Source organism: bacterium (genome assembly GCA_035527515.1).
Taxonomy (GTDB): domain Bacteria; phylum B130-G9; class B130-G9; order B130-G9; family B130-G9; genus B130-G9.
Genome location: DATLAJ010000006.1, coordinates 1 through 13,517, shown reverse-complemented (window position 1 = coordinate 13,517; position 13,517 = coordinate 1). Strand labels below are relative to the sequence as shown.

9 protein-coding genes are annotated in these 13,517 nt (G+C 57.2%); 7 read left to right on the top strand and 2 right to left on the bottom strand.

Annotated features, from left to right (window positions below; genetic code table 11):
* Together VM163_00310 and VM163_00305 are read right to left on the bottom strand one after the other, a co-directional pair.
* The coding region (locus VM163_00310; GenBank protein HUT02319.1) for a hypothetical protein at window positions 1–530 on the bottom strand (530 nt) is incomplete at its 3' end.
* A gap of 26 nt (window positions 531–556) precedes the next feature.
* Window positions 557–1,324: a hypothetical protein gene (locus VM163_00305; protein HUT02318.1), complete on the bottom strand. Its 768-nt coding sequence runs from the start codon at window positions 1,322–1,324 to the stop codon at window positions 557–559.
* 349 nt (window positions 1,325–1,673) lie between these two features.
* On the opposite strand from VM163_00305, the gene VM163_00300 reads away from it, so the two are divergent.
* The 7 genes from VM163_00300 (at window position 1,674) to VM163_00270 (ending at window position 13,379) form a co-directional block, all read left to right on the top strand.
* Window positions 1,674–2,396, top strand: a complete 723-nt coding sequence (locus VM163_00300; GenBank protein HUT02317.1) for a class I SAM-dependent methyltransferase — start codon at window positions 1,674–1,676, stop codon at window positions 2,394–2,396.
* A 179-nt stretch (window positions 2,397–2,575) separates the two neighbouring features.
* Window positions 2,576–7,693, top strand: a complete 5,118-nt coding sequence (locus VM163_00295) for an NHL repeat-containing protein (GenBank protein HUT02316.1) — start codon at window positions 2,576–2,578, stop codon at window positions 7,691–7,693.
* Window positions 7,694–7,725: 32 nt separating this feature from the next.
* The gene (locus tag VM163_00290; protein ID HUT02315.1) at window positions 7,726–8,421 is read left to right on the top strand and encodes a class I SAM-dependent methyltransferase; all 696 of its coding nucleotides are present in this window, start codon (window positions 7,726–7,728) and stop codon (window positions 8,419–8,421) included.
* A 10-nt stretch (window positions 8,422–8,431) separates the two neighbouring features.
* Window positions 8,432–10,783 (top strand): glycosyltransferase, encoded by a 2,352-nt coding sequence (locus tag VM163_00285; protein ID HUT02314.1) that lies wholly within the window; start codon window positions 8,432–8,434, stop codon window positions 10,781–10,783.
* Between the two features lie 62 nt (window positions 10,784–10,845).
* Window positions 10,846–12,270 carry a glycosyltransferase family 2 protein gene (locus VM163_00280; protein HUT02313.1) on the top strand — a complete coding sequence of 475 codons (1,425 nt, stop codon included), beginning with the start codon at window positions 10,846–10,848 and terminating at the stop codon, window positions 12,268–12,270.
* Between the two features lie 110 nt (window positions 12,271–12,380).
* Window positions 12,381–12,902 carry a hypothetical protein gene (locus VM163_00275; protein ID HUT02312.1) on the top strand — a complete coding sequence of 174 codons (522 nt, stop codon included), beginning with the start codon at window positions 12,381–12,383 and terminating at the stop codon, window positions 12,900–12,902.
* Window positions 12,903–13,379 (top strand): class I SAM-dependent methyltransferase, encoded by a 477-nt coding sequence (locus VM163_00270; protein HUT02311.1) that lies wholly within the window; start codon window positions 12,903–12,905, stop codon window positions 13,377–13,379.
* Window positions 13,380–13,517: the final 138 nt, after the last annotated feature.

Below are 13,517 nucleotides of genomic sequence, written 5' to 3'. Positions count from 1 at the left end.
TATTTCCGAACATATCGCCCAAAAAACGGATTGACTCTCTCATTCTCGCACTCGAAGTAAAGCGCGCGCTTGTCGCTAACTCTTTGAACCGGCGTACCGAGCTCGATCTCGTGCCGGCTGATCCTGAAATCCGACGGCACGAGCGCTCGCAGTCTTATGAGCTCATCCTCATGGCGTTCCTGGTCCAGTTTCAGGCTGTCGAGCTGCGCTGCGAATTTGGCGACTGATTGTTCGAGCTCTTTCTGTTGTGAGAGCCGCCTCTTCAGCTTCTCAATGTTCTCTACCGCCTCCCTGGCCTGCTGGTTTCGGCCCGCCTCCGCTCTCAGCGTTTCAAGTTCTGCATTCAGTTTGGATACGTCGAGATTCAGGCCAGAAAGCTCCGTCCTGAGCGGAGCAGGGGCGGTCATCCCGAGCGTGTGCATGATTATGACGGCGATCATGAAGACCAGCACACCCACTGTGCAGGCCAGTATGTCAAGAAAGGAGAAGTGGAAGAACCCCACTTCAGATGATCGCGAGCTCTTTGCCAACTCCTAAATCCTCGAGCAGGTGCCGTTCAAGAGAAGAAAACCTCCCACTCTTTCAGAACAGGCTCGTAGCCAACCTTGAGCCCGGAACTCTCGGAAAGCTCCCGCAGCTTGTCGAACGTAGCTATCCCTGATGGCCGGACCAGGAGAACAACGTAGTTGCCCGGCGCGTTGACGCCGGCTGCCGAAAGCCACGCCTCGAACGAGCTTGCTCTGAGCTCTTTGTCTGTCATCGGGACGACCTTGCCGGCAGGCCAGATGACCGCCTCGTCTGCACGGCACTCGATGTAAACCGGCTTTGGCAAGGTGGCTGACTCCGAGGGATGCTTCACTGTTGTCAAGACTGACCTGCTGGCTTTCAGCATGGCTGCTTTCGTGCGGAGGTCTTTGAGCTCCGAGATGAGCTTTTGATCGGGTTGCTTGCGCCTCGCCAGGAGCACTTGGAGATGTTCCTTCCTACGTTCGAGCTCCACCAGCAGTCGCTCCAGTTCTTCGAGTTTGGTCTGCTGCTGCACCTGTTCCTTTGGCAGAGGGATGGCTTGTTCGGCAAGGAAGTGCCTGTCCGTGGCGATCTGTTCTTTCAGCTGTTTAAGCTCCTTCTGTTTCGTCGCGAGCTGGCTTCTGCTGCCCAGGATGTCGTTTTCTATTTTCGATGTATCGACGAGGTCCTTGCTGTGAGCGATGAAGATGAACAGAAGGAACACCAGCGAGCCGATTGTGCACGTTAAGACCGCCATGAACGGGAAGTGAAGAACTTCGACCTGCTGGTCGGAGAGCGATCTACGCGTCTTGGCCAAACCCTACGCCCTTTTCAAGATAAGCAAAGACAACCTTGGACTTAAGTATCCCACAACAGAGCCTCCAAGCCTAATCGCATCCGCCCTACTGGATCAACAGGCATCCACAGCACCCGAGCAGGCCACCATCCTTCAGAACAGTCAACACGCAAGCGGCGGACGAAGTTGCCTGAGCGTCGTAGCCGGCTGAGAGATAGCCGGCCTGGCAAGAGCGGTTGGTCTTGGTTTCTCGACCGTTCCCTGGCCAGCTCGCAGAGCTTCACATTTAAGCTGTTTGCAGTAACCTCCCGATAACGTAGAAAGATGGGGCCTTTAGTGCAGCCCTCATAAGTACACAGGGGATGGAGACATGTCTGAATCCGTAGATAAGACGACTGCCGAAGGAGCCCTTCACCTGCGACCTCTCCCTAGTCTGGCGATGATTGAGACGACACTCCGGGAGTGTTGGGATGATCCGACCAAGGACCTATTCCCGAAGGACAGGAGAATGAGCGTGCTTGCTGAGCGCGGGGTCGATGGCATGAGCTGTGAGAACGTCCGGTTGCTCGTCAACGAGATTGTCAGGAGGTTTGCCTCGGGGGGAGTCTATCTCGAGGTTGGCATGTATCGTGGCTGTAGCATCCTTAGCGCGGCGCTGTTCAACGAGACGACGCGCTGCATCGGTATCGATAGTTTCTCTGAGTTTGACGATAAGGGCACAAACGAGGAGATTCTTAGAGAGAATCTGGCGAAATTCGGGCGGCCGTCAAATGTGGAGTATTACAACATGGATTACAGGGAGGCGATCGCGCGCATCTTTGCGGACGAGCCTCTATTACGGGTCGATGTGTATTACTACGACGGGGAGCATACCTACGAGCAACAGGTGGCGGGGCTTGAGATCATGCTGCCTCACCTGTCGGAACGATGCGTCATTTTGGTTGACGATCTGAATTGGGAGTATGTTGAGCGGGCGAACCTGGATTTCTTGAGGGCGCATCCCGAATTCGCGTCGGCTTTCAAGATCAAGGCCAGGGGCTGCGGCACTGACGACTGGTGGAACGGGGTCGAGGTGATCGTGAGAAAGGCCTGATCTCCTTTACTTACGGCGCAGAGGGGCCTTCAGAGTAGTGGGTGCTTGGTTGTTCCCCGCTTTGCCCTTTCTGGTTTCGAGGCGTATATTAGGTTTGCTGGTTTGATGCTTCGACATCTTAGGGCAGCGATCGTTCTAGTGATTGTTGGCAGGGCGGATTTGCATGGGGTTTGTGTTTTTTGAGCACGGGTGAGGACACGCCTAGCGGTCGTTTGGCCCCCAAGGTTCTCAAGCCCAGGAGGGTCGTTCGGATCGAGCCGAAGCTTGAGCCTTGCTTCGCTCGGGTCTCTGGGTTGGCTATGGACCGCCATGGCAACATGTTCCTCAGCGACGAATATAATCACCGGGTGGTCAAAGTGTCCGCCGCGGGCGAGGTCTTGTGGGCGAGCGGAGCCAAGGGGAAGGGCGATGGCTCATTCTCATACCCTCGGGGCATCGCGGTCTTAGAGAATCTCGGCCGTGTGCTTGTCTGCGACAGCTGGAACCACCGGATCGTCGCGCTTGACTTTGAGGGCAAATTCGAGTTCTCGTTCGGCGAGGTCGGCGGCCGTGCAGGGCAGTTCTATGAGCCTCAAGCCATCTGCGCCACCCCTGGGGATGAGCTGATCGTTGTAGATAGGGGAAACCACAGACTTCAGCGTTTCTCCGCGGACGGTCGGTTCAAGGGTGAGGTGGGTCGGCGAGGGAGCGTGTCGGAGCAGGAGATAGCCCTGCTTTACAGCACTCCCCCGGACCTGTTCAGCCCGCCCTGTTTTCTGTTCCCGGCTGGCATCGCCCTAGTGTCGCCCGAGACCGTGGCCGTGCTGGACGTTGGCAATCGTAGAGTCCTAATGTTCACAGACCAGCTGGAATACAAGTCGGAATATCGTCTCTTGGAGGACGATGAGGACGGCAAGTTCACACCGAATGCCATCGCGGCCAACGACGCCGGGTTCTTTTTTCTGCTTGACGCTGGCATGCAAACCGTCATGCAGGTCGCGCCTCCGGCGCTAGTGGTGTCAAGGTTTACGCTTGAGACTCCCGAGGGAGATCAGGATGAGCTCCAGCCGCAGATTCTCGCAACTGCTGGCGGGCTGCTCGTAGCCAGAGGAACACCTGCCGAGCTTCTGTTTTACGAGCCCCAATGGGTCTCTCTCCGGGACGCAGTCATCCAGGTGCGTGATTCTGAGGGTGCAAGGGAAGAGGCAACGGCGTCGCTCGTCGCGCTTGGGATCGATAACCACAACTTGGGGATGATTCACGAGGCGGTCTCAACCGCCGTTTCAGGCGAGGAAGTGTCCTTCAAGAGCCTGCGTGTGGCGGTAGAGGGACTTCTTAAGATCGACAAGAACGAGCAACCAATAAACCTCTATCTGCTACTTTCTCGTGCAGTCCATGAGGCCGAGCGGGAACTGGAGCTAATCGAGGCGAAGGAAGTGGAGCTCCTGCGCGACCTGGAGCCCAAAATAGCGCTATCGGCCACGGAAACCGCGGCCTGCGAGGCCGCCCTGATCGCCGCCGATGCCTCGCCGCATTCCGTAGGCGAGGCGGACGCCCTGCGCGAGTATCAAGAGACGCTGCTTCAGCTGAAGCTCGCGATGGTTCAGAAGAAGCGTGAAGCGCTCGAGTTGGTTGACCTCATGCGAGATGCGGCGGTTTTTTACCGACGTCTGGCTCTTTGGGAAGGATTTGACTTTTGCCTTGGCGTCTTGCTTCAGGTCGCCTTCAAGGAGGCCCAAGCGTTGAGGCAGTCGCTTCAGAGCGTCAGGGACAGGCTTGGCGAGATGGTCGGCCTTTCAAAGACGGTGATGGCCGAGAGTCCTGACGTCAAGGCGCTCACCCGGTTGATCTATATTGGTCGATATCGAGGGGTGCTCCACGCTAACCGCGGGTTACACCTCGGCGTGTTTGCGCGGGTGGCGAGCGCAATCGCATCCGTGCTCGGCGAGCAGCAGGCGCCGTCGTCGGCTCTGTCCAAGTGCATGGAGCGCACAGACAAGACGGAGCAGGAGGTAGCCGCACATCTGCTTGACACAGCAGTTGACGTCTTTTTAGCTGGTGGTGCAGACCAAGAGGTCTTGGGCGCCTCAGGGCGCCTCATCTGGACCTTGTTGAGGTCATACCCTCCGCTCAGGAAGCTCGCCGCGATCAGGAGGCGTCCAGATGCGTTTGAGTTCTTGGGATACGATGTGGAAGACGCCTCTGTTGCTCCGGCTGAACTGGGGCGTTTTATCTATTTGCACGTTTTCGAGAGGGCAATTGCGAAGGGTGAGTCAATAGCTCATTTGGTTCTCGAGGAGGCAGCGGCCGTAGCCTGGAAGGACCGTAGCTTGGCGGACGTTTTGGAGGCCTACCGAAGTAGGTCTGATGACGCTGAGTCGCTGAATAGCCGCAACGAGTTCCTCCTCGACGCCATCAGGCAAGTCAAGAGCAGCGTTGTCAACCACGGACAGAGCTGGGCACGTGTCATCTTGGAGTCATATATGAGGCTTGCCGGTCTTCGTGACTCTCCCAGAGCCACGGCCAACAAGGCGCTCATGGACCTTCTGTCGAATCGACAGGCAGACTGCTATGGATCAGTTCTTGAGGCGCATCGGTTGTCGCTCGAGAGCAGCGCGCAGCTACTGGAGTTGCTCATGAGCGGTGTGATTGCGTTGGGCGACGAGAACCTGGTCTCCATGGTTGGCAGGGAGTTCTCGACCACGCAGCTTGTCGAGAGCGTTACAAAGCTGGCGGCGAGCATCTGCCCTCCGCTGGCGGACAAGTCTGGCAAGCCCATGCACGATAACGATTCGCTGATGAATCTTGGGCAGCGTAACCAGGTTCTACATGTTGTCTTGGGCACGCTAAATCGAGTGAGGTTATTTTTCGCTACGAGTCGTTTCTTTACAACGTTAAGCCGAATTGACTTCGGGGTCCAGCCCGGAGACGATGGTGAGTGGGCATATTTCAGCAAAGGCACAGCGGATTTTCTTGGGGCGGTATCAGAAAGCTACGTTCGCAGCCAGGACGGTTTGCGAGAGTGGCTGTGGTCCCACTGGGGCAAGGAGTCGCTTAGTTCTCGGGATAGCGTTCTCAATGCACAACTGCTTGGAGACGTGGTTGCCTCAAGCGTCCTCCTGGCCGATAGAGACATGCGAAAGGGGCACCTCCTTTGGGCGATACGACGCGCTCTCGACAGACTCCAAAATGATCGAGGCGCGTCCAAGGGGCTCCCCGGCAAGTTGAGGGCAGACCACAGAAACTGGCCACAAAACCTACGGCTCAAGCTGCCGAGAAAACTGCTCAGGGGAACTTTTTACCTTTACTGCGGTCCATCGACCCGGTCAGCCGCTGAGGACTTCTGGAAGAACATCTACGGGGGCTGGGACATGACGTCCGGAGCAGCGACGAGGGCGGGCCTCAATTTCGCCGCAGGGACAATCCGTCCGCGCGCCTCGTTCACTGCTATTAGGACGCCGGACGAGAAGACGGCTGGTAGAATGGGTTTTCTGGACGCGATCGCCGCTTGGATGCAGAAGACCTGCGAGTACTACGTTGATTTCGTTAAGATTCGAGCTGGTCGGCTCGATGAGAGCGGGGCCGCGTTCAAACCCACACCATTTATTGATGGTGCAAAGGACTTGGTAGCAGACCTGCACTTCAAGAGCTGCCACGAGGCAATGCTGACAGTGGTTCCACTTGCGGCATCCTCCGGGCTTGACCTGTCTGGGATTTCGGAGTGGAACTCGGACAGAACGAGAGCAGGTCTTGAGAGTTTAGCCTCGGATGTCATGTCTATTCAGGCGCCGGACAACCTGTGCGACTGGGCGCAGAGTCATGTCGAGACGATTGGCGGCATCTACCGGACATTTTTTGGCCAGTTGAAGGCTGTTTATGAGGTTATCCTGGCCTCGAATGTGGGCAAAGAGATGTGTCTGGACGAGGGTCTCACACCGACTTCGGTTCCAGACGTTGGCGACCAACCGCTGAAGTTCATAGCAGAGCTCGTGCTCGCCAACTACCATTTCGGGACGAAAGTGGCGAGAGCGCGGCGCGCTATCGAAGGCATACGTGAGGTTGCATCTCATGGCGGGCCTTCTGGAGCCGAGCTGCTTTTGTGGGTTGACACGGCAATTGCAGCGGCAGAGAGAACTCTTGGGGAGGTCCAGCGACGCAGGCAGATGCACAGGTCGCATCTGGAGGAGGCCCGGACCCGAACGGTCCAGGCCAGCGCCGGGCAGCACTGGGTCGCCCGTATGGGACAGGTCAGCTGGCTGGACGCGGCGAAGCTCCTGATTGAGATGGCTGATGGCGCCTCGGCACTTCGCTCTGAGCTCGGAGAGGTCCGGAGCGAGCTCATCGTGGATGCCTGGTCACCTGAGGAGTCTTCCGGAAATAGAAGCGAGTTCTTTCAGCGCGCAGAGGCGTCTCTTAGGGCCGACGCGACCCAGGATAAGATCAAGAGAAAACTGCGAGAGATGAGCATGGCGGAGGAATCACCGGGCGAGGACGTCAAGCGAGCTGTTCGGCTTCTCGCGAGGTTCAACGTGCGGGTCCGGGAGAAGATACGCCCCAAAGGCCTTGTCCACCCTTATGGGATCATATCTGATGGGGAGGGCCGCCTCTTGGTGGCAGACCTCGGGGCTGGACGAGTTGGACGCCTGCTTCGGGGATCGAGGTTTTTGGAGGTTCTCGCTGTCCCGAAAGTCCCGGGCCGCTCTGGCTCGTTCGTAGGGCCGTTCGGACTTGCTTTGCTCAACGGGCGCGTCTGGTGCAGTTTCGCTCAGGGGAACTTACTCGTCCAATACGATGAGCGATTCAAGGAGATTGCCAGGGTAGGTCCCACAACGGGGGATGTTAAGTTCGGTCGGCTGATGGGGCTTGCTGTGGACGCTAGACGAGGCCGCCTATATGTCGCGGACTGCGACGGCAACTGCATCTGGATGGTTACAGAGTCAGACGAAGTAGGCTCATTCAGCGTGAAGGAGGCGATTTCGGTGGATGGCCCGCTCGGGGTCGCAGTTGACCGCAGCGGGAGGATCGCCGTCAGCGCCCAAGCTCGAAATGTGGTGCATCTGTTCGACCAGAACTGGGAGCAGATTGGTGTTCTCGATGGTTTCAGCTCCCCGCATCTGGTGGCATTTGCTCCAGATTCCTCGCTGTTCGTTGCGGACACTCACAACGACCGCGTGAAGCGCTTCTCCCAGGACGGTGCGCTTATGTATTCGATCCCTTGCCATGCCCCGGGCGGGGTCTGGGTTGACCGGGACGAGCTGTTTGTAACGGGCGTGGACACGGGGGAGCTTCTGATTTACTCGTTGTCGAGCGAGACATAGCAGCGGCTTTGCGAAAGTGACGGACGGGGGCAATGCATCCATTCCTCCTCAATTGGTTCACGCGGTATTCGTTCGTTGTGGACTTTATTCGCGAAAAGGGCCCAGGTATGGGCCGAATCCTCGAGGTGGGCTCTGGCTCTTTTGGGCTGGGTGCGTTCATTGGTAGGAGGGTCGTGGGTGTGGACAGTCATTTCGATCGCGAACGTCATGCCCTGTTGATACCCGTGCAAGGGCTTGCTGGCCAGCTGCCCTTCAACGATGGCTCGTTCGAGCTTGTAGTCTCGCTTGACCTGATTGAGCACGTGCCTCGGGAGGGCCGGGCCGAGGTGATAGCGGACATGTTTAGGCTCAGCAGTTCTCTTCTGATCATAGGTTGTCCCGTCGGCAAGGCGGCAGAGAGCTGCGACCGTGAGTTCGCAGCATGGCTCAGGCGTGCCGGGAAGCAGGTCCCGTCGTGGGTCTCAGAGCATTTCGAGAGGGGCGTTCCGACCGAGCAGGAGATGCTCTCGGCCATAAAGAGCGTTCCATCTGTTGGACGCGTGGAGGTGTTCCCAAACGAGAACGTAGCGGTGCACATGGCCGCAATTGTCGCTGACCACACGCCCGAGGTCCTTGAGGCGCTGATGCCCAGCCTGAACGAGTATCGCGACGAGTGGCTGCGGTTGTGCAGTAGAGTGAGCTTCGGCGACGGCTATCGTCAGTTTTTCGTCGTGCAGAGAAGCGAGTGAGGTTACGCAGATGAACGTCTCCGTCATCATTCCAACGCACAACCGTTCGCAGGTGCTCCTGCGCTGCCTCAATGCCCTTATCGAGCAACGCCGCGACTTCCCTGGGTCATTCGAGATAGTTGTTGTTGACGATGGCTCAACGGACGGGACGGCGCAGGCCGTGAACGCGTTTCGCGAGAACTGCCCGGTCGAGCTACGGCTGGTTCAGCTTGGGTCGCAAGCAGGGCCAGCGGCCGCTCGGAATCGAGGTCTCGCCGCGGCGAGGTTTCAGATAGTCATATTCATCGGGGACGACATTATCGTTGAGCCGGGATTTCTTCGGCGCCATTGTGCGATGCACCGGCGCTTCCGAGGGGGAAGCGTTGCCGTGCTGGGCTACACCACTTGGCATCCTGAGCTGAAGATAACGCCTTTTATGGGTTGGCTCGAGGACGCTGGAGAGCAGTTCGATTATGGCTTCGTAGAGCGGGAGGGTCCGACGTGGCAGCACTTCTACACGAGCAATATATCACTCAAGCGCCGGTTCATGCTTGAAAACGGCGTCTTTGATGAGGATTTCAAGCAAGCTGCGTTTGAAGACACGGAACTTGGGTTCAGGCTCTTCGAGCGCGGGTTGAGGATTGTCTATTGCAAAGACGCGCTTGCGTATCATCTGCACCCCGACATCGAGCCGATGGAATACTTCCGAGACGGCATTTTCCAGCGTGGGGTGAACGAGGTCGTCTTCCAATGGAAGCATCGGCGGATAGCCGAGCTCTTCGACCGGGACATCTCCTATTGGCGGCGTGTGCTGCTCTCTGCCGCTATGCCGGATGCGTGTCCCTCGATTGACCACCTGCGTCTAGTCGCCAGCGCTAAAAACCGCCCGTCGCGGCTTTTTGCGGAGCATTTCGGCGCCTCTATTTACGAGAGCCTTGCCTCATTTTACCGGGGACGCGGCGCCGCGGATAAGGTGGTTGAGAGGTTTCCAAACCTGGCCGTAGCAGGCGAGCGCCTCGCCCGGGCGTTGGAGGCGGAGCGGGCCAGTGATGTGCCGGGGTCGCTCGACGAGTTCTGGGCCGCTAGGGAAGCTGAGCCGCGGCTGATGGGGCTAGTTCTTCTCTGCGCCGATGCTTTTTTCAGGCACGGCCGTTTCGATCAGGCAGAGAGGCTCTTAAGCGACGCGCTTGAGATGTCGCCTCGGCATCCCTATGTGAATCTGCGTATGGGCGAGTTGTTGCGGAGGTTAGAGAAGGACCCGGCTCGGGCGGGCGATTGCTATCAGGCCGCGCTTGAGGGCGAGATGCTCGACGTTGGGTCTCAGAGCGTGGCTCAGATCGGACTTGGCCTTCTCGAGATGTCGCGCAATGCTCACAAGGCTGCACTTCGCTGGTTCCGCAGGGCGTGCGCCATGGGGGTTGCTGATGCGAATATCACGGCCAGTTGTCTGGTTCATTCTGCGGAGGCGTGCGTTGGGTTGGGCAGGCGCGAGGAGGGTCATCGTCTGCTCGATGAGGTAGGCCGCGTGGGGGGGGTCTGCTCGTCAACCCGTGCTTACGTGGCGTTTCTGAGGGCGGAGCTGTGGCGGCAGCAGGGCAGGCTGGCGCAAGCGCTGAGGATGGTTGATTTGGCCAGGGCTCACTGTGTGAGGGACGATGAGCTGAATGGTCAGATAGAGCTCAAGAAAGGTCAGATCGAGCTCGAGCGCGCTAGGAAGGACCCGACGAAGGCAGTGCGACGCTTCTTGAGGCGCATGCAGTCCCTGATCGATGAGGGGAGATGTTCTCAGAAGATCGGCTTCAGCGCAGTGATAATGCTTAATGAAGCCAGGGCCTTCAGCGCGGCAGCGGCAGTGCTAAAGAGTCTCTCGAAAGTGATCGATTTAGACAGCAGGTTTTTGCGATTGGCGCTAGCCTACAAGAGGATAGGTCTTCTGACGAATGCGGAGGATATGATGTCGTCTCTGGAGTTTTTGCCAGCTTCCGAGCAGGCCGAATGGCATCTTTCTGCGGCGTCGCTGCTTCTCGAGATGGGCTACGACCAGGACGCTGAGGACGAGGTGCGCTCAGCGCTTACCCTCCGACCTGATTGGCCATACGCCAACTACGTTTTGGGCTCGATTATGGAAAGCCGGCACCGCTTGGATGAGGCGAAGGCGCGGTTTGAGGCGGTGCTTGAGCACCGGGACACTGTCGGTGATGACCAACGGAGCAGGCTGCTTGGTGGTGCGCATTATCATTTAGCCTACATTCTCGAGCAGGAAGGGCAGGGCGAGGAGACTCTTCTGCATCTTGAAGCGTGCCTCGAGCTCATCCCCAGGCATCGAAAAGCGATGGATCTGATGGAATCTCTCACCTCCGCGGCGACATTGGTCCCCGGCTAGACCGATTCAGCCGACGTAGCCCCACGGGCTACTATGGCGAAGTCAGCCTAGAGGACGTTCAATTGGCAACACTGGAGATGGATATCGAGGCGAATGATATAGCGAGCTCCCGTGGTCAGGCCGTTGGCAAAGCCGTTGCTGAGTTTTTAAGGCCCAGGAATAAGGTTGCGGTAATCGTTCTCGGCTATAACGGCGCTAATGTCATCGGACCTTGCCTGGAGTCCCTTTTCAAGAGCAGTTATCAGGACATCGAGGTTATCGTAGTAGATAATGGGTCTAGCGATGGCACGGCGGAGGTCGTCCGCGATAAGTTCCCTGCGGCCAGATTGATAAGCACCGGCAAGAATCTCGGCTTTGCGGGAGGGTGCAACGTTGGACTAAGATATTTGTCTGACAAGTCCGACATATCGGACCGATATGACATCGTCATTCTCCTGAACGATGACACGACCATTGAGCCTGATGCGATTGATGAGATAGTGCAGTTTGCCGCTTCCGATCGCGATATAGGGATCATTGGTTGTAAGATATTGTATCCGGATGGGAAGACGATACAACATGCAGGCGCTGCTGTGCTCCCGAATGGACTTACAAGACATTATGGGTATGGCGAGCCCGACAACGGGCAGTTCGACCGTGTGTTTGACGTGGCGTACGTTACGGGTGCGGCGATCGCCATCAAGCGTGAGGTCCTGAATAAGCTTGGGCTATTGGACGCGGGCTATTTCCCCGCCTACTTCGAGGAGGCCGAGTTCTGCGAGCGGGCGAGGCGCTTGGGTTTCAGGGTGGTGTATTTGCCACGGGCGGTAGTCCGCCATTACGAGTCTCACGCGAGCGTAAAGGGCAGCTTCAGCTTCTTCGCTCGTTATCATTGTGGTCGGCTGCGTTACGTGCTGAAGAACTTCACAGCCCGGAGGCTCATTGGCTTCGTGAAAGAGGAGGTTCGCTGGCTTCACAAGGCGGGCTTTCGAGAGCAGGGCAAGCCGTTGATGTTGGCCTATCTCAAGACGCTTTTGAAGCTCCCGATGATACTCTGGGCGAGGCGCCGAGATTGGGTGCCTGAGCGGATCAACCTTCGGATAATAAAAAGCGCGATTAATTTTTCCGAGTCGGCGTTTTACAACCGGCTAGAGGGCTTTTCGCCGATTCTATCGTGGCATGGTTCGAGGGTTCGCGCGGTTTCAGACGAGGGTCGGTTCCGGCTTGCCATGTCGGCGGGCGAAAGGAAACTTTGCCTGAGGGTTGCGGCTAGCGAACAGGCTGGGAAGCCTGTCCTACTGAAGGTCTGGGCAGATAAGAAGCTGCTGGGTGAGGTTGAGGTCGGCGATTACATGCAGAGCTTGAGATTTCAGCTTCCTAAGTCAAATGGCGGGGAATCTCTCGACGGCAGCGAGGTGATCTGGGTCACTTTGAAGCCTGTCGCAGCGTGTGGAAGTCGGGGCAGTGATCGACCCAAAGTTGTCATCAAGAGTGCGTGGGTGGAATAGGTCTAATCTCGCGGAACGCGAGCTTGTTCGGTAAAGAAGATGGTAAGAAGACGACCTCATTCTCAAGGGGTCGTGATTCAACAAGCTTGAATGCGGGATAGACAGGTTAGATGAGGGACACCACGCATACCCAGATCGGCGAGAGACTTCTGAGTTTGGCTAGTGATAGGGTCAGGAATAATGACCTGAAAGTTGCGAGGGAGATACTCGAGGCGACAATATCTCTTTGCCCCAGCAACTCGCTTGCGCACTACCATCTCGGGTCCGTGCTGAAGCGGCTCGGCCGCTGCGAGGAAGGGCCTGGCCAGTTTAAGAAGGCGGAGGCAATAGGCAAGATGTGGCTTGTCCTAGACGTTGATGCTTTCCTTGGAGGTATTTACTTCCACAAGGGCGAGTGCCTGTTGAGCATGGGCAAGAAGGAGCTTGCAGCTCACAGTTTTGGCAAATGCGGTTCTCTAATCCCTAACCACGCGAGAGCAGCTGAATACTTGCGGTCGCTTTCGCCCAAGCCCTCACCCAAAGAGACGGCATCCGATGCGAAGCCGCCCCAGACCGGAGAGTACCAACGCTTGGTGATTGACGGCAAGGAGATATGCAAAGGTCAGTTAGATACTCTGAAGAAATTTGAGTAGATGACCGAGGGTATCGACTTGGGTGGGAAGCGTGTGCTGGATATCGGATTTGGGGCGGGCGCGATGTCTTACTATGCCTGGAAGGCCGGCGCCGCATCAGTTCTTGGAATGGACATAGACCGAGACCTCAGAATAGAGGCGGAAAAGCTCAAGGAACATTACTTCCCTGAAGCCCCCATTAGTTTCGGGGTTTTTCAGGCGTCACGCATTCCAGGCCAATATAACGTGATATTCGCGTCGGCATTGTTCCATTGGCTTGAGGACGTTGACATTACGTTGAGGCGGATGGCAAGAATTCTTCACCCTGATGGGGTGTTCTCTCTGGACGTTTGGGTTACGGACTCCGATATGCGCAGTCCTGCGATCTATAGCCCGCGTCCCGGCCACGCTGGCCGGGTTCATTATTGCGGAATCGCGGACGGGAGAACTCGTCGAGGTTGGGCTGTGAGAGCTTGCCCCAAAAGGTGTGTGAATTAGGTTGGGCGGTGGCTTCTGGAAGCACGAGTACGCCAACAGGTGCTTGCAGATGTGGCCAGGCCATAAAGAGGCCGAGAGGCTAAATAAACAGCTAATCAAAGTGTGGAAATCTCCAAGGAGGACAAATCGATGACACTA

Coding starts and splice junctions, on each gene's coding strand:
- VM163_00300 (HUT02317.1), top strand. CDS start 1,674: ATGTCTGAATCCGTAGATAAGACGACTGCCGAAGGAGCCCTTCACCTG.
- VM163_00290 (HUT02315.1), top strand. CDS start 7,726: ATGCATCCATTCCTCCTCAATTGGTTCACGCGGTATTCGTTCGTTGTG.
- VM163_00285 (HUT02314.1), top strand. CDS start 8,432: ATGAACGTCTCCGTCATCATTCCAACGCACAACCGTTCGCAGGTGCTC.
- VM163_00275 (HUT02312.1), top strand. CDS start 12,381: ATGAGGGACACCACGCATACCCAGATCGGCGAGAGACTTCTGAGTTTG.
- VM163_00270 (HUT02311.1), top strand. CDS start 12,903: ATGACCGAGGGTATCGACTTGGGTGGGAAGCGTGTGCTGGATATCGGA.